The sequence below is a fragment of the Pseudomonas sp. HAR-UPW-AIA-41 genome, assembly GCF_002304225.1.
Lineage (GTDB): Bacteria > Pseudomonadota > Gammaproteobacteria > Pseudomonadales > Pseudomonadaceae > Aquipseudomonas.
This window is the reverse complement of record NZ_NSLB01000001.1, coordinates 811,767-826,710: the sequence shown is the minus strand read 5'-3', so window position 1 is coordinate 826,710 and position 14,944 is coordinate 811,767. Positions and strand designations below refer to the sequence as shown.

The following is a 14,944-nucleotide window of genomic DNA, read 5'->3' as shown; positions in this document are numbered from 1 at the left end:
GCATGCATAATAGCCGGCGGTTTTCGCCACGAGCCCGGCCATGCCCCGTCACCTGATCAAACGCTACATGCCCGACCCGGACAGCATCCGCGAACACAAGTCGCTGCGCTTTCTCGGTCCTCTGCTGCATGACCCCAACCTCTGGCACCTCAACCGCCATTCGGTAGCCCGCGCCATGGCCGCCGGCCTGTTCGCGGCCTTCATCCCCGTCCCCATGCAGATGCTGCTGGCCGCCTTTCTGGCGGTCTGGCTTCGCGGCAACCTGCCGATCTCTGTCGGTCTGGTCTGGCTGACCAACCCCATCACCATGCCACCGATTTTCTACTGCACTTATTTACTAGGCGCCTGGCTGATGGATGTTCCGCCGCGCAGCCTGCCAGACGAACTGACCTGGGCCTGGATCAGCAATGAGCTGAGTACCCTATGGCAACCCTTCCTGCTGGGTTCGGTGATCACCGGACTTGTCAGCGCCACGTTGTGTTTTTTCCTGACCCACTGGCTGTGGCGCCTGCACGTGGCGCACAGCTGGCGAAAACGCTGCCAGCAGCGACGTCAGCAGCATGAAAAAAGCCAGCAGTAGCTGGCTTTTTCTTTACCCTGACAAGCTCACTCGTAGCGCAACGCCTCGGCAGGCTGAGTACGCGAGGCCCGCAGTGCCGGGTAGAGGGTGGCGAGAAAACTCATCAGCAGGGCCGCACTGCAGACCAGCAGCACATCACCGGCCTGCAGGTCGGAAGGCAGCGAGCTGACGTAGTAGGCATCCGACGTGAACACATGACTGCCCAGCAGTTGCTCGAACTTGAGCACCCACTGGCTGATGTTCAACGCGCCGATCACCCCGAGCACACCGCCAATCAGTGTGCCGATCACGCCGATCACCGAACCCTGCACCATGAACACCGCCATGATCTGCCGTGGCGTGGCGCCCAGCGTGCGCAGGATGGCGATATCCGTGCGCTTGTCGGTCACCACCATGATCAGAGTGGCGATGATGTTGAAGGCCGCGACCGCGATGATCAGCAGCAGAAGCAGGCCGATCATGGTCTTTTCCATCTTCATGGCGCTGAACAGGCCACCCTGGGTGTGGGTCCAGTCGTCCGCCTTGAACCCCAGCCCCAGGTGCGCAACCAGTTGCTGGGAAACCTGCGGCGCCTGATACAGATCGCGCAACTTCAGACGCACACCACGCACCTGCTCGGGCTGCCAGCGCTGCAGGCTGGCAGCATCGGCAACGTGGATCATAGCCAGGCTGCCATCCAGCTCGGCACCAACCTTGAAGATCCCGACCACGGTGAAGCGCTGCAGGCGCGGGGTAATCCCGCCGGCGCCCGTGGAGGCCTCCGGCACGATCAGGGTCAGGTTGTCCCCCACCGAAACGCGGAAGCGCCGGGCGGTCAGGTCGCCAATGACAATGCCCTGCTCACCGGCCACCAGGTTCTCGAGCTTACCGCGCACCAGATGCCGGGCGACGATAGAGACCTTGGCCTCTTCGGCCGGCAGCACGCCATCGATCTGCACCGGCTGCATCATGCCGCGGAACGACAGCATGCCGTCCAGCTGGGTCAGCGGCGCCACGCCGATCACCTGCGGATGCTGCGCGGCAGTCGCCGCCACCGCCCGCCAGTCATCCAGCGGCTGCACGCCGTTGAGACTGGCGTGCGGCACCATGCCGAGAATGCGCGAACTCATTTCCTTCTGGAAACCGTTCATCACCGACAGCACCAGAATCATCGCCAGCACGCCGAGTGACAGGCCGATCATCGACGTCAGCGAGATGAAGGAGATGAACTGGTTGCGCCGCTTGGCACGGGTGTAGCGCAGGCCGATGTAGATCGCCAGGGGTCTGAACATGGTCTGATCAGGCCGCCACCAGGCGACCCTCCTCCAGGCGCAGGACACGGTCCATCTGCCGCGCCAGGTTCATGTCGTGGGTCACCACCAGAAAGGCCGTGCGCAGCGACTGAGCCAGCTCGTGCATCAGCTCCTGAATGCCATGAGCGGTGTGCTGATCGAGGTTGCCGGTGGGCTCATCGAGCAGTACCAGTTGCGGCTGGTTGACCAGCGCACGGGCAATCGCCACGCGCTGGCGTTCGCCACCGGAGAGTTCGGCCGGTTTGTGCGACAGGCGATGGCCCAGCCCTACACGCTCCAGCAAGGTGGTGGCGCTCTGACGGGCCTCGGCGATCGGCGTACGGCCGATCAGCAGTGGCATACAGACGTTTTCCAGAGCGCTGAACTCCGGCAGCAGGTGGTGGAACTGGTAGACGAAGCCCAGCGCACGGTTGCGCAGCATGCCGCGCGCCGTCTCGCTGAGCGCCGAAAGCTCCTCGCCGGCCAGCCAGACACTGCCCTCGCTGGGCACATCGAGGCCGCCGAGCATGTTCAGCAGGGTGCTCTTCCCTGACCCGGACGAACCGACGATGGCCACGCGCTCGCCGGCATGCAGCTCCAGCTCGACCCCGGCCAGCACCTGTACCGACTGCGGGCCTTCCTCGTAGGACTTGCCCAGGTTGCGACAGCTCAGAACCGCCTTATCACTCATAACGCAAAGCCTCCGCAGGCTGCGTGCGCGAGGCACGCCAGGCCGGATACAGGGTCGCCAGGAAACTCAGCAGCAGTGCCGCGCCACAGATCAGCAGCACATCCTGAGCCATCACCTGGGACGGCAGATAATCGATGAAATACACGTCGGAATTGAGGAACTGGTGGCCCAGCGCACCTTCCAGCCAGCGCACGGCGGCACTCACATTGAGCGCGGCGAGTATGCCCAGCACGCAGCCAATGGCGGTGCCGATCACGCCGATCACCGTGCCCTGCACCATGAAAATGGCGAGGATCTGACGTGGAGTGGCGCCCAGGGTGCGCAGAATGGCGATATCCGAACGCTTGTCGTTCACCACCATGATCAGCGTGGAAATGATGTTGAAGGCCGCCACCGCAATGATCAGCAGCAGCAACATGCCGATCATCGACTTCTCCATGCGGATGGCCTGGTACAGATTGCCGTGGCTGCGCGTCCAGTCACTGGCGTAATAGTCGTAATCCTTGTTCGAGCGATCCCGCACCAGCTCCCAGGCCAGCTGCGGGGCCTGGAACAGGTCGTGCAACTTCAGGCGCAGACCCTGCACATGATCAGGCTTCCAGCGGTGCAGGCGGCCGGCATCGGCGATGTGCACCAGACCGAGGTAGCCATCCAGCTCGCCGGCGCCCACGTGGAACAGCCCTACCACGGTGAAGCGTTTCATCCGCGGAAAGACGCCGGCAGGTGTCACCGCCACATCTGGCGCGATGAAGGTGACCTTGTCGCCGATCTTCACGCCCAGGTTGTTGGCCGCCTTGTCGCCGATGACAATGCCGAATTCACCGGGCTGCAGACTGGCCAGACTGCCCTGCTCGGGCAGAAAGAAGCGCGAGATGATCGACACGCGGTCTTCCAACTCGGGCTGCACGCCATTGAGCAGCACCTTCTGCACCACGCCGTTATTGCTCAGCAGCCCACGCAGCTGAATGAACGGCGCTACCGCGGCGACTTCCGGACGGGCGCTCAGTTCGTCGCTGAGCTCATGCCAGTTGCCCAGCGGCTGATAGGCCTCCAGCGTGGCGTGCGGCACCATGCCGAGCACCTTCTGCTGCATTTCACGGTCGAAGCCGTTCATCACCGACAGCACCAGAATCATCACCAGTACGCCCAGGGCGAGGCCGATGATCGAGGTCAGCGAGATGAACGAAATGAAGTGGCTGCGGCGGCGGGCACGGGTATAGCGACTGCCGATGAAAACGGGAAAGGGTCTGAACATGTCGGCCTGAAATACGGAGGGAAAAAACGTCCTTGTGGCGGGGCTTGGCTGGCAGCGTTTACACTCAGACCATCGCTACCAGTCGGGGTTCGCCATGTCGACACCAGACGCGGATGACCGCCGCGAATACTACCGTATCGAAGATACGATCGCACTGGAATTTCACCCCCTGAGCGGCCCCGAGGCACTGGCTCAGGATGTGCTGCACGACCCGTCGCCACTGTTCAATCTGCTCAGCGAACTACACCTGCTGGACTACGAGTCGCAGCACCTGCAACGGCAGATCAGCGGGCGCGACCGCACCCTGGCCGACTACCTGAAAATCATCAACAAGCGCATCGACCTGCTCGGCCAGGCCATGGCCCAGGGTCTGCTGCGCGAAATCGGTGCCCCACGCAAGGTCAGTCTGTCCGAGGGAGGCATTAGCTTCCCCAGCAGCCAGAGTGCCGAAATCGGCAGCCATGTCGCGCTGAAGATGGTGCTGATGCCGCAGGCCCTCGGCCTGCTCTTGCGCGCGCAGATTGCCCACTGCCGCCTGCGCGAGGATGGCAGTTACGAGATCGGCGCCGAGTTCGAGGCGCTGACCGATACCCAGCGTCAGTTGCTGGCCCGGCACATTCTGCAGAAACAGGCACTGGAGCGCCGCCAGGCCCGTGAACAGGATAACCAATAGTCATGCGCTCTCTGTGCCTCACCCTGCTGCTGATCACGACGCTACCGCTCAAGGCGCAAACGCTGGAAATCCCCCTCGGTGAGCAAGGCGATCCGCAGCTGACCCAGTTGCCACAGACCGGCGAATCCCGACGCAGCGTGCTGGAGCGTTTTGGCCTGGCCGATGAGGAACATGCCCCCGTCGGCCAGCCGCCCATTACCCGCTGGGACTACCGCGAATTCAGCGTGTATTTCGAATACGACCATGTGGTGAACAGCGTTCGCCACCACCGTCCCCAGTACCTGAAGGAACAACCATGACGGTTATCTACGGACACCGCGGCGCCAAAGGCGAAGCCCCGGAAAATACCCTGGCCAGCTTTCAGCGCTGCCTGGAACATGGCGTCACCCGCTGCGAGCTGGACCTGCACCTGTCGCGCGATGGCGAACTGATGGTAATCCACGACGCCACCCTCAAGCGCACCACAGGCCATCGTGGCAAGGTCAGCCAGCACAGCGCCGAAGAGCTGATGCAGCATGATGCCCGCCTGGGTTGCCCGCCCTGGCCGCAGCCCTGCCCTATTCCTCGGCTGGAGGAACTGTTCCAGCAGTGCCCGTTCGAGCACTGGCAGCTGGAAGTGAAAAGCGCTTCTCGCGTGCGCGCTGCGCGCACGGTGCAGGCCATCGAGGCGCTGGCCAGCCGCTACAACCTGCTGGACAAGGTTACCGTCACCTCCAGCTCACGCGAGGTGCTGCGGGCACTGAACCGCCTGACTCCCACGCTCAAGCGCGGCCTTGTCGCCGAATACGCCTGGCTCGATCCGATCAAGGTTGCCCGCCATCACGGCTGCCACCTGCTGGCGTTGAACTGGACCCTGTGCACCCCGGAGCGCCTGCTCAAGGCGCAGAAGTCCGGGCTGCACGTGTCGGTCTGGACGGTCAACGAACCGGCCCTGATGCGGCGCCTGGCCGACTTTGGCGCCGACAGCATCATCACCGACTTTCCGGGTCTGGCGACCGTCACCCTCAAGTCCTGAGCCCGCGCCGCGAGCAATAAAAAACCGGCCACATGGGCCGGTTTTTTATTGCCTGTTCAGAAGCTCTCGCGGTTGGGCCAGTGCCAGCACTGGCCGTCGCTCAAGTACGCTCCCCCCGCTTCAGGCCAGCGGTCGGAGCCGCTCAAAAAAGCCGGTTGAGGCCGTCGAAGGCAGCCACACGATAGGCCTCGGCCATGGTCGGGTAGTTGAAGGTGGTGTTGACGAAGTACTTGAGGCTGTTGGCCTCACCTTTCTGGTTCATCACCGCCTGACCGATGTGGACGATTTCCGAAGCCTGGTAGCCGAAGCAGTGCACGCCGAGGATCTCCAAGGTGTCGCGGTGGAACAGGATTTTCAGCATGCCCACCGGCTCGTTGGAAATCTGCGCCCGCGCCATGCCCTTGAAGAAGGCCTTGCCGACTTCGTAGGGAATCTTCGCCTGGGTCAGTTCCTGCTCGCTCTTGCCGATCGAGCTGATCTCCGGAATGGTGTAGATACCGGTCGGCACATCATCGACAAACCGCGAGCTGTCGTTCTCGGCCATGCTGCCCGAAGCCGAACGGCCCTGATCATAGGCGGCGCTGGCCAGACTCGGCCAGCCGATCACGTCGCCGGCGGCATAGATGTTCGGCACCGAGGTACGGTAGCGCTGATCGACATCGACTTGGCCACGGCTGTTGACCTTGATACCGACGTTCTCCAGCGCCAGCTGGTCGGTGTTGCCGGTACGGCCGTTACACCAGAGCAAGGCGTCAGCCTTGAGCTTCTTGCCCGATTTCAGGTGCAGCACCACACCGTTTTCGAGGCCCTCAACACGCTCGTACTCCTCGTTGTGACGGATCAGCACGTTGTTGTTGCTCAGGTGGTAGCTCAGCGCATCGGAAATTTCGTCGTCGAGGAAGCTGAGCAACTGGTCGCGGGTGTCGATCAGATCGACCAGCACACCAAGGCCGCTGAAGATCGACGCATATTCGCAACCAATTACACCGGCGCCGTAGATGATCAGGCGGCGCGGCGTGTGGGTCAGACTGAGGATGGTGTCGCTGTCGTAAACCCGCGGGTGGGTGAAATCGATATCCAGCGGGCGATAGGGGCGCGAACCGGTGGCGATGACGAACTGATCGGCGATCAGACGCTCGACCGTGCCACCCGGCGTCACGACCTCGACGGTACGCTCATCGAGAAAGCTGGCAGTGCCGCAGAACATGTCGATACGGTTGCGCGAGTAGTACACGGTGTGTGCAGCGACCTGCTTGGAAATCACGTTCTCGGCGCTTTTCAGCACGTCCGGGAAGGAGAACCAGCGCGGTTCACCAATCTGGCGGAACAGCGGATTGGTGTTGTACTGCATGATCTGCCGCACCGAATGACGCAATGCCTTGGACGGGATGGTGCCCAGGTGCATGCAGTTGCCGCCGACCACCTTGCGCTTGTCGACCACGGCCACACGCTTGCCCTGACGCACGGCATTCATCGCCGCGCCCTCGCCCGCCGGGCCCGTGCCCAGAATCACCACGTCATAGTTGTAAACCGTCATATTCACTCCTTGTACTGCACCAAGACGCCCTGCAGGCGCCTCTGCCACGCGGCCCGTATCTGAAACACAAGCCTAGCTAGCCAAATTCGGCCTGCACATTAGCGCTTGGTCGCGTCGTAGGCGAGATTTGTCTTCACTACATCTTTGGCGCGATTCACTTCTTCGCACTTCTGCCGGTTGCCGCCGCAGATCGAACACTCTTTTTCGATACCCAGCGCGGCAATCCCCCCACAGGAGCCCGCAATCGGCTTGCGGCCGAACATCACACCGACGGCCATGGCCAGAACCACCAGCAGCATGGTGAGAAAAACGATTAACCAGGTCATGGCTGATCTCCATCGAACTGCCGGGCAAATGCCGGGCTACTGTGGGTGACGAAAGCATCGCCCTGGCGCGTCACGAAAAAAGCGGCAATCTGCTCGCGCTCGGCATAGGCCATGCCGCGCTCCGGGCCCAACACCATGATCAGTGTCGAGAGCCCGTCAGCCCTCTGCGCCGAGGGATCAATGACCGTGACCGAGGCCAGACGATGCGTGATCGGCCTGCCGCTCTGCGGGTCCAGCGTGTGTGAGTAACGACGGCCATCCTGCTCGAAGTAGTTGCGGTAGTCCCCGGACGTCGACACGCCCAGACCATCCAGTGCGATAACCTTCTGCGCCACCTGCTGATCATCGCGCGGCGCCTCGATGGCGATGCGCCAGGCACTGCCGTCCGGCTTGCGCCCTGCGGCCTTGATCTCACCGGTGACGTCCAGCAGGTAGCTGCGCACACCCAGCTCGGCCAGACGCGCGGCGATGCGGTCTACGGTGTAGCCGGCAGCAATGCTGTTGAGGTCGAGCTGCACGGCGGCGCCCTTGCACAGCTGGTCGCCGTCGATACGCAAATGGCGATGACCGGTGCGCTGGCGCACCTCGGCGATCTCCTCCTCCGTCGGGACGCGCTCGCCGCGCGAATGCGGGCCGAAGCCCCAGAGGTCGAGCAGCGGCTCCAGAGTCAGGTCGAAGGCGCCATCACTGTCTGCTGACAATTGCTCGCCGAAACGCACCAGTTCCAGCACCGGGGCCGACATGGCGCGGCAGCTGCCGGCCGGCAGGCGGTTGAACTCGGAGAGGTCGGAATCGGCACGCCAGGTGGACATCTGCTGATCCACCTCGGCCAGCACGCCCTCAACTTCAGCCTTGAGCGCGGCCGGCTCAGGCGCACCCTCGCCTGCCACATATTTCAGCGAGTAGTGGCTGCCCATGGTCGGGCCGCCGAACTCCTCGATCTTCTCACCGCAACCGGCCAGCAGGACGCTGGCAAGCAGGGCGAACAAGGCGGGTTTAACCACCGAAGTCGTCCAGCAGAATATTCTCCCGCTCGACGCCCAGGTCCAGCAGCATCTTGATCACCGCGGCGTTCATCATGGGCGGGCCGCACATGTAGAACTCGCAGTCCTCGGGGGCCGGATGGTCCTTGAGGTACTGCTCGAACAGCACGTTATGGATAAAGCCCTTGAGGCCGGTCCAGTTGTCTTCCGGCTGCGGATCGGACAGCGCCAGGTGCCACTCGAAGTTGGGATTCTCCGCGGCGAGCTGGTCGTACTCCTCGACGTAGAAGGCCTCGCGCAGCGAGCGCGCACCGTACCAGAAGCTGATCTTGCGCTTGGACTTCAGGCGCTTGAGCTGGTCGAAGATGTGCGAGCGCATCGGCGCCATGCCGGCGCCACCACCGATGAAGACCATCTCGGCATCGGTGTCCTTGGCGAAGAACTCGCCGAACGGGCCGTACACGGTGACCTTGTCGCCCGGCTTGAGGTTGAACACCCAGGACGACATCTGGCCCGGCGGCAAGTGGTCCTTGCCCGGTGGCGGCGAGGCGATGCGGATGTTGAATTTGACGATGCCCTTCTCGTCCGGGTAGTTGGCCATGGAGTAGGCGCGGATCACCGGCTCGTCGACCTTGGACACGTACTTCCACTGGTTGAACTTGTCCCAGTCGCCTCGGTACTCGGGCTGGATATCGAAGTCCTTGTAGCTGACCACGTGCGGCGGGCACTCCAGCTGCACGTAGCCACCGGCGCGGAAGTCCACGCTCTCGCCTTCCGGCAGGCGCAGGGTCAGTTCCTTGATGAAGGTGGCGACGTTGGGGTTGGACTCCACCGTACATTCCCACTTCTTCACGCCGAACACCGACTCTTCCACCTCGATGTGCATGTCCTGCTTGACCGGAGTCTGGCAGGACAGGCGCCAGCCGGCCTTGGCCTCGCGCTTGGTGAAGTGCGACTCCTCGGTCGGCAGCATCTCGCCGCCGCCGCTTTCGACAATGCACTTGCACTGCGCACAGGTACCGCCGCCGCCGCAGGCCGAGGACAGGAATACGTTGTTTGCCGCCAGGGTCTGCAGCAGCTTGCCGCCGGCCGGCACGGTGAGGGTGCGCTCACCATTGATGACGATGTTCACGTCGCCGCTGGAGACCAGCTTGGCGCGCGCCGCCAGGATGACCACCACCAGCGCCAGCACGATGCCGGTGAACATGCCGATGGCCAATGCGATTTCAAAACCCATCAGACGCTCCTTACAGCTGAATGCCGCCGAAAGACATAAAGCCCAACGACATCAGACCGATGGTGATGAAGGTGATGCCCAGACCCTGCAGGCCTTCGGGGACATCGCTGTACTTGAGCTTCTCGCGGATGCCGGCCAGCAGCGCGATGGCCAGGGCCCAGGAGATACCCGAACCAGCGCCATAGACCACGCTCTCGCCGAGGTTGTAGTCGCGTTCAACCATGAACAGCGAGCCGGCCATGATCACGCAGTTCACCGTGATCAGCGGCAGGAACACACCGAGGGCGTTGTAGAGTGCTGGCATGTACTTATCCAGCAGCATCTCGAGTATCTGCACGAGCGCGGCGATCACCCCGATGTAGCTGAGCAGGCCGAGGAAGGACAGGTCCACCTCCGGCAGCCCGGCCCAGGCCAGTGCGCCTTCCTTGAGCAGGTAGGTGTACAGCAGGTTGTTGGCCGGCACGGTGATGGCTTGCACCACCACCACGGCAATGCCGAGGCCGATGGCCGTTTCGACCTTCTTGGAAATGGCGATGAAACTGCACATGCCGAGGAAGAAGGCCAGCGCCATGTTCTCGATGAACACGGACTTCACGAACAGGCTGAGGTAGTGCTCCATCAGTAGGCCTCCTTATCCGAAACCTGCGGGGCCATGTGGAACGCGGGTTTTTCTTTCTGTTCCGGCTTCCAGCTGCGCAACGCCCAGATGATCAGGCCGATCAGGAAGAAGGCCGAGGGCGGCAGCAGCAGCAGGCCATTGGGCTGGTACCAGCCGCCTTCGCTGACAGTGGGCAGCACGCTGTAGCCGAGCAGCTTGCCGGCACCGAACAGCTCGCGGATCACCCCGAGGACTATCAGCATGGCGCTGTAGCCCAGGCCATTACCGATACCGTCGCAGAACGACAGCAGCGGCGGGTTCTGCATGGCGAAGGCCTCGGCGCGGCCCATCACAATGCAGTTGGTGATGATCAGGCCGACGAACACCGACAGCTGCTTGGCCAGCGAGTAGGCAAAGGCCTTGAGCACCTGATCCACCACGATCACCAGGGATGCGATGATCACCATCTGCACGATCATGCGGATGCTGCTCGGAATCTGCTGACGAATCATCGAGATGAACAGATTGGAGAAGCCGGTTACCAGAGTCAGGGCGATCGACATCACCAGCGCGGTCTTCAGGTTGGAGGTCACCGCCAGCGCCGAGCAGATACCGAGGATCTGCAGGCCGATGGGGTTGTTGTGCAGGATCGGGTCGAGCAGCACGCTCTTGTAGGTGGGTTGCGACATGCTTATGCCTCCCCTTTCTTGAGGTTGGCCAGCAGCGGGCCGAAGCCGTTTTCGCCAAGCCAGAAATGCAGCAGGTTGTTGACGCCCTTGCTGGTCAGGGTCGCGCCGGCCAGGCCGTCGACCTGATGGCTGGCCTTGGGCGACTGCGCATCGACGCTGCCCTTGATGATCTCCACGGCTAGTTGGCCCTGCTCATCGAACAGGGTCTTGCCGGTCCACAGCGCCTTCCACTTCGGGTTGTCCACCTCGCCACCGAGGCCGGGGGTCTCGCCATGCTGGTAAAAGCCGAAGCCAACCACGGTGTTCAAGTCCCCTTTCACGGCGATAAAGCCGTACAGGGTCGACCACAGGCCGTAGCCGCGCACCGGCAGGATCAGGGTGTCCAGCACGCCGTCCTTCTCCACCAGATAGACAGTGGAGAAATGCTCGCGACGCTTGATCGAGGCAATGTCCTTCTCACCCGGCAGGGCCTGGGACAGCTTGGGGTCCTTGGCGGCCTTGAGCGGGTCAAAGCTGGCGGCATCCTGAGCGTCGCTGAAGGTGCCTTTGTCCAGATCGACCACGCGGGCCTGGATGCGCTCGGCAAACAGTGCCTTCACTTGTTTGGCGGACATGCCCGCTTCACCCAGGCCAGCAATGGCCAGGATGCTGCGCTGCTTGTCCAGCTGGCGGTTCTCCGCCTGAATGGGCTTGAGCGCCACGGCACCACCGGCAACGAACACCGAGCAGACCAGGCACACCAGCACCGCGACGGTCAGGGTACGGACGGTCGATTCCTTGTTAGCCACGGGCGATCCTCCGCTTGATGTTGGCCTGCACCACGAAATGGTCGATCAGCGGGGCGCAGAGATTGGCGAACAGGATCGCCAGCATCATGCCCTCCGGGAAGGCCGGGTTGACCACGCGGATCAGCACGACCATCAGGCCGATCAGCGCGCCGAAGATCCACTTACCGGTATTGGTCATGGATGCCGAGACCGGGTCGGTGGCCATGAAGATCATGCCGAAGGCAAAACCGCCGACCACCAGATGCCAGTACCAGGGCATGGCAAACATCGGGTTGGAATCCGAGCCGATGCTGTTGAACAGCGTGCTGGTGGCAATCATGCCGAGCAGCACACCGGAGACGATGCGCCAGGAGGCGATCTTGGTCAGCAGCAGGAAGGCACCGCCGATGAAGATGGCCAGAGTGCTGGTCTCGCCCATAGAGCCCTGCTCCAGGCCAACGAAAGCATTCCACCAGGTCAGACCGCTGGCTGCGACCTGCTCCATGCCGCCGGCGGCAGCCACGGACAGCGTGGTGGCGCCGGCGTAGCCGTCCACCGAGGTCCACACCATGTCGCCGGACATGTCCGCCGGATAGGCGAAGAACAGGAAGGCACGACCAACCAGGGCCGGGTTGAGGAAGTTCTTGCCGGTGCCGCCGAACACTTCCTTGCCGATCACCACGCCGAAACTGATGCCCAGGGCCACCTGCCACAGGGGGATATCCGGCGGCAGGGTCAGTGCGAACAGTACGGAAGTGACGAAGAAGCCTTCGTTGACCTCGTGACGACGGATGGAGGCGAACAGCACCTCCCAGAAACCGCCGACGATGAAGGTGGTCAGGTACACCGGCAGGAAGAAGGCAGCTCCCTGGATGAAGTTGTCCCACACACTGGTCGGATCGAAGCCGGCCAGCGCGCCGATCAGACCAAAGCGCCAGCCATCCTGTGCTGCCAGCAGCTCGGCGTTGCCGGCAAAGAGGCTGTTGGCCTGATAGCCGATGTTCCACATGCCAAAGAACATGGCCGGGAAGGTGCACAGCCATACGGTGATCATCATGCGCTTGAGGTCGATGCCATCACGCACATGGGCGGTGCTCTTGGTCACGCTGCCGGGGCGGTAGAAGAAGGTGTCAAAGGCTTCATACAGGGCATACCACTTTTCGTAGCGGCCACCCTTCTCGAAGTGGTGCTCGATCTTGTCGAGGAATTTACGCAAGGACATCAATCAGCCCTCCTTCTCGATGCGAGTCAGGTTATCCCGCAGGATCGGGCCGTACTCATACTTGCCGGCGCACACGTAAGTGCACAGGGCCAGGTCTTCTTCGTCCAGTTCCAGACAGCCGAGCTTTTGCGCCATCTCGGTGTCACCGACGATCAGGTAGCGCAGCAGCTGGGTGGGCAGGATGTCCAGCGGCATCACCGCCTCGTAGTTGCCCACCGGCACCATGGCGCGCGGGCTGCCGTTGGTGCTGGTGTCCATGGCCAGCTTGCGGCCGCCCATCAGCTTGGAGACGAAGATGTTCAGCACCGAGTGCTTGTTCACACCGGCACGCAGGTAATGCAGGAACTCGCGCTCATCGCCTTCATGCAGGCAGGACACCTGCACGTGGTAACGGCCGAGGTAGGCGAAGGCGCCGCGGGCGGTACGCCCGCCCAGCACCGAGCCGGAAATCACCCGGTTCAGCCCCGGCTTGAGTTCGCCGGCACTCAGCTCCTCCAGGCTCGCGCCCAGACGAGTTCGCAGCAGGCGCGGCTTGTCGACCGCCGGGCCGGCCAGCGCCACCACGCGCTCGGGATTGAGCCGGCCGGAGGTGAACAGGGCACCGATGGCCAATACGTCCTGATAACCGATCTGCCATACGCTCTTGCTGGCCGACACCGGATCAATGAAGTGGATATGCGTGCCCGGCAGCCCCGCCGGATGCGGGCCGGCGAACTCGCTGACCTGCACATTGGCCTGCACCTCGCCGGCCAGCGCCACACCCGGCGCCTTGCACAGCTGAACCCGGGCCAGGCGTGCCAGCACGGTCAGACCGTTGGCGAAGTCGGCCCCACGCTCGTTGATGATCAGCGCCGGATCAGCCGCCAGTGGGTGGGTATCGATGGCGGTGACGAAGATAGAGCTGGGCACCACGTCGACCGCCGGTACCTTGCTGAACGGACGCGTACGCAGTGCAGTCCACAGACCGGACTGCTGCAGGTTGTCGCGCACCGCCTGGGGATCGAGCGCCGGCAACTGCGCGGCGTCATAGCGGGCGAACTCGACGGCGTCATCGCCTTCCAGGTCAATCACCACCGACTGCAGCACGCGCTGCTCGCCGCGATGGATGGCACTGACCACGCCAGCACCCGGCGCGGTGAAATGCACGCCCGGGTTTTTCTTGTCGGAGAACAGAACCTGGCCAAGCCTGACCCGGTCGCCTACCTGGACCGTCATGGTCGGCTTCATCCCGTGATAGTCACAGCCGAGCACAGCCACACTGCGTACTGCCCGCGCCTGCTCGATGCTCTGCTCGGGCTCGCCTGCAATCGGCAGATCCAGCCCCTGTTTGATTCTTATCATTTCACTCCCCCAACGCAGAGCCAGACTGATTTCTCTGGCTTACTGGTCCCGGCCTGAACAACCGGTCAATTATAGGGATGCCGGCACCCTGGCCACCATCCACAAACGCGACAGGCAATACGTCGCAACAAAACCCGCATTGACCCCAGCGCACTGCTGATAAATAAACGTTCATCACCATGCGAGGGTTGACCACCATGCATCGCTGGCTACTGATCCTGAGTTTGCTGAGCCTGCCAGTCGCCGCCGATGAGGCCAGCCGCCTGCAGCAGGCCGCCTTTGCGCCTCAGCTGCAGCACCAGAACACGGTTCTGGAGCTTAAGAACCAGAGCCTGCTGCGCTACCTCTGGGCCGACGTGTATGCCGCAGCCTTTTACAGCGAAGCCCAGGTCAGTCCACAGCGCGCCCTGCGCGAACAACGCGATCGTCACCTGGAGCTGTATTACTTCCGCGAGATCAGCCGTGACGACGTGATCAAAGCCGCCTGGGTCACGCTGGAACGTCAGCATAGCCCGCAAGTGCTTCAACCCCTGCGAAGCGAACTCGACCGGCTGCATGCCAGTTTTATCGATATTCGCCCCGGCGACCGCTATGGCCTGGACTACAGCCAGGCAACAGGCCTGCGCCTGCAGCGCAATGGCGAAGTCATTTTCCAAAGTGACGATACCCGCCTGGCTCAGCTGTATTTCGGCATCTGGCTGGCCCCCGAAGGGCTGTCCGACGAGCTGCGCGATGCGCTGCTCGCCGAACGCTGAAGCC

The 14,944-nt window shown here is 62.8% G+C and carries 17 protein-coding genes; 5 read left to right on the top strand and 12 right to left on the bottom strand.

Translation table 11 applies throughout. The annotated features are described in order from the left end of the window. Positions 1-40: 40 nt before the first annotated feature. Entirely contained in the window at positions 41-580 is a 540-nt protein-coding gene (locus CK486_RS03835) for a DUF2062 domain-containing protein (protein WP_095938942.1), read from the top strand. A gap of 26 nt (positions 581-606) precedes the next feature. Here CK486_RS03835 and CK486_RS03830 read toward each other — a convergent pair whose 3' ends face one another. Genes CK486_RS03830 through CK486_RS03820 form a run of 3 tightly spaced genes read right to left on the bottom strand, consistent with a single transcriptional unit; the run spans position 607 to position 3,797 of the window. Further along, positions 607-1,851, bottom strand: coding sequence for a lipoprotein-releasing ABC transporter permease subunit (locus tag CK486_RS03830; RefSeq protein WP_095938941.1), 1,245 nt, complete (start codon positions 1,849-1,851; stop codon positions 607-609). 7 nt (positions 1,852-1,858) lie between these two features. Further along, positions 1,859-2,542: a lipoprotein-releasing ABC transporter ATP-binding protein LolD gene (lolD, locus tag CK486_RS03825; protein ID WP_095938940.1), complete on the bottom strand. Its 684-nt coding sequence runs from the start codon at positions 2,540-2,542 to the stop codon at positions 1,859-1,861. Then, a complete protein-coding gene (locus CK486_RS03820) occupies positions 2,535-3,797 on the bottom strand; it encodes a lipoprotein-releasing ABC transporter permease subunit (protein ID WP_095938939.1) in 1,263 nt (420 codons plus the stop codon). Before CK486_RS03820 ends, lolD begins: the two co-directional genes overlap by 8 nt. 94 nt (positions 3,798-3,891) lie before the next feature. Here CK486_RS03820 and CK486_RS03815 point away from each other — a divergent pair, with 94 nt between their 5' ends. Genes CK486_RS03815 through CK486_RS03805 form a run of 3 tightly spaced genes read left to right on the top strand, consistent with a single transcriptional unit; the run spans position 3,892 to position 5,485 of the window. After that, positions 3,892-4,470: a PilZ domain-containing protein gene (locus CK486_RS03815; protein WP_095938938.1), complete on the top strand. Its 579-nt coding sequence runs from the start codon at positions 3,892-3,894 to the stop codon at positions 4,468-4,470. A 2-nt stretch (positions 4,471-4,472) separates the two neighbouring features. Then, positions 4,473-4,769, top strand: a complete 297-nt coding sequence (locus tag CK486_RS03810) for a phosphodiesterase (RefSeq protein WP_095938937.1) — start codon at positions 4,473-4,475, stop codon at positions 4,767-4,769. Continuing rightward, a complete protein-coding gene (locus tag CK486_RS03805; protein ID WP_095938936.1) occupies positions 4,766-5,485 on the top strand; it encodes a glycerophosphodiester phosphodiesterase in 720 nt (239 codons plus the stop codon). The genes CK486_RS03810 and CK486_RS03805 overlap by 4 nt, the downstream gene beginning before the upstream one ends. A gap of 142 nt (positions 5,486-5,627) precedes the next feature. Here CK486_RS03805 and sthA read toward each other — a convergent pair whose 3' ends face one another. From sthA to CK486_RS03760, 9 genes are all read right to left on the bottom strand, one after another. Beyond that, on the bottom strand, positions 5,628-7,022 hold the full coding sequence (gene sthA, locus CK486_RS03800; RefSeq protein ID WP_095938935.1) for a Si-specific NAD(P)(+) transhydrogenase: 1,395 nt from the start codon (positions 7,020-7,022) through the stop codon (positions 5,628-5,630). A 98-nt stretch (positions 7,023-7,120) separates the two neighbouring features. Then, complete coding sequence (gene nqrM / locus CK486_RS03795) at positions 7,121-7,348, bottom strand: (Na+)-NQR maturation NqrM (protein ID WP_095938934.1); 228 nt, start codon at positions 7,346-7,348, stop codon at positions 7,121-7,123. Next, entirely contained in the window at positions 7,345-8,352 is a 1,008-nt protein-coding gene (locus tag CK486_RS03790; RefSeq protein WP_256574349.1) for an FAD:protein FMN transferase, read from the bottom strand. The genes nqrM and CK486_RS03790 overlap by 4 nt, the downstream gene beginning before the upstream one ends. Next, positions 8,345-9,571 carry an NADH:ubiquinone reductase (Na(+)-transporting) subunit F gene (gene nqrF, locus CK486_RS03785; protein WP_176481643.1) on the bottom strand — a complete coding sequence of 409 codons (1,227 nt, stop codon included), beginning with the start codon at positions 9,569-9,571 and terminating at the stop codon, positions 8,345-8,347. Before nqrF ends, CK486_RS03790 begins: the two co-directional genes overlap by 8 nt. A 7-nt stretch (positions 9,572-9,578) precedes the next feature. Further along, on the bottom strand, positions 9,579-10,187 hold the full coding sequence (nqrE, locus tag CK486_RS03780; protein ID WP_076424699.1) for an NADH:ubiquinone reductase (Na(+)-transporting) subunit E: 609 nt from the start codon (positions 10,185-10,187) through the stop codon (positions 9,579-9,581). Continuing rightward, entirely contained in the window at positions 10,187-10,861 is a 675-nt protein-coding gene (locus CK486_RS03775; RefSeq protein WP_176481642.1) for an NADH:ubiquinone reductase (Na(+)-transporting) subunit D, read from the bottom strand. Before CK486_RS03775 ends, nqrE begins: the two co-directional genes overlap by 1 nt. Then, a complete protein-coding gene (locus tag CK486_RS03770; protein WP_095938931.1) occupies positions 10,858-11,643 on the bottom strand; it encodes a Na(+)-translocating NADH-quinone reductase subunit C in 786 nt (261 codons plus the stop codon). The genes CK486_RS03775 and CK486_RS03770 overlap by 4 nt, the downstream gene beginning before the upstream one ends. Further along, positions 11,636-12,844, bottom strand: coding sequence for an NADH:ubiquinone reductase (Na(+)-transporting) subunit B (locus tag CK486_RS03765; protein ID WP_095938930.1), 1,209 nt, complete (start codon positions 12,842-12,844; stop codon positions 11,636-11,638). Before CK486_RS03765 ends, CK486_RS03770 begins: the two co-directional genes overlap by 8 nt. Positions 12,845-12,847: 3 nt before the next feature. After that, complete coding sequence (locus CK486_RS03760) at positions 12,848-14,185, bottom strand: Na(+)-translocating NADH-quinone reductase subunit A (protein WP_095938929.1); 1,338 nt, start codon at positions 14,183-14,185, stop codon at positions 12,848-12,850. A gap of 197 nt (positions 14,186-14,382) precedes the next feature. On the opposite strand from CK486_RS03760, the gene CK486_RS03755 reads away from it, so the two are divergent. Continuing rightward, the gene (locus CK486_RS03755; RefSeq protein ID WP_095938928.1) at positions 14,383-14,940 is read left to right on the top strand and encodes a chalcone isomerase family protein; all 558 of its coding nucleotides are present in this window, start codon (positions 14,383-14,385) and stop codon (positions 14,938-14,940) included. Positions 14,941-14,944: the final 4 nt, after the last annotated feature.

What these genes read in the sequence shown, in the direction of transcription:
- CK486_RS03835 (WP_095938942.1), top strand. Translation starts at nt 41, where the DNA reads ATGCCCCGTCACCTGATCAAACGCTACATGCCCGACCCGGACAGCATC.
- CK486_RS03830 (WP_095938941.1), bottom strand. Translation starts at nt 1,851, where the DNA reads ATGTTCAGACCCCTGGCGATCTACATCGGCCTGCGCTACACCCGTGCC.
- lolD (WP_095938940.1), bottom strand. Translation starts at nt 2,542, where the DNA reads ATGAGTGATAAGGCGGTTCTGAGCTGTCGCAACCTGGGCAAGTCCTAC.
- CK486_RS03820 (WP_095938939.1), bottom strand. Translation starts at nt 3,797, where the DNA reads ATGTTCAGACCCTTTCCCGTTTTCATCGGCAGTCGCTATACCCGTGCC.
- CK486_RS03815 (WP_095938938.1), top strand. Translation starts at nt 3,892, where the DNA reads ATGTCGACACCAGACGCGGATGACCGCCGCGAATACTACCGTATCGAA.
- CK486_RS03810 (WP_095938937.1), top strand. Translation starts at nt 4,473, where the DNA reads ATGCGCTCTCTGTGCCTCACCCTGCTGCTGATCACGACGCTACCGCTC.
- CK486_RS03805 (WP_095938936.1), top strand. Translation starts at nt 4,766, where the DNA reads ATGACGGTTATCTACGGACACCGCGGCGCCAAAGGCGAAGCCCCGGAA.
- sthA (WP_095938935.1), bottom strand. Translation starts at nt 7,022, where the DNA reads ATGACGGTTTACAACTATGACGTGGTGATTCTGGGCACGGGCCCGGCG.
- nqrM (WP_095938934.1), bottom strand. Translation starts at nt 7,348, where the DNA reads ATGACCTGGTTAATCGTTTTTCTCACCATGCTGCTGGTGGTTCTGGCC.
- nqrE (WP_076424699.1), bottom strand. Translation starts at nt 10,187, where the DNA reads ATGGAGCACTACCTCAGCCTGTTCGTGAAGTCCGTGTTCATCGAGAAC.
- CK486_RS03765 (WP_095938930.1), bottom strand. Translation starts at nt 12,844, where the DNA reads ATGTCCTTGCGTAAATTCCTCGACAAGATCGAGCACCACTTCGAGAAG.
- CK486_RS03760 (WP_095938929.1), bottom strand. Translation starts at nt 14,185, where the DNA reads ATGATAAGAATCAAACAGGGGCTGGATCTGCCGATTGCAGGCGAGCCC.
- CK486_RS03755 (WP_095938928.1), top strand. Translation starts at nt 14,383, where the DNA reads ATGCATCGCTGGCTACTGATCCTGAGTTTGCTGAGCCTGCCAGTCGCC.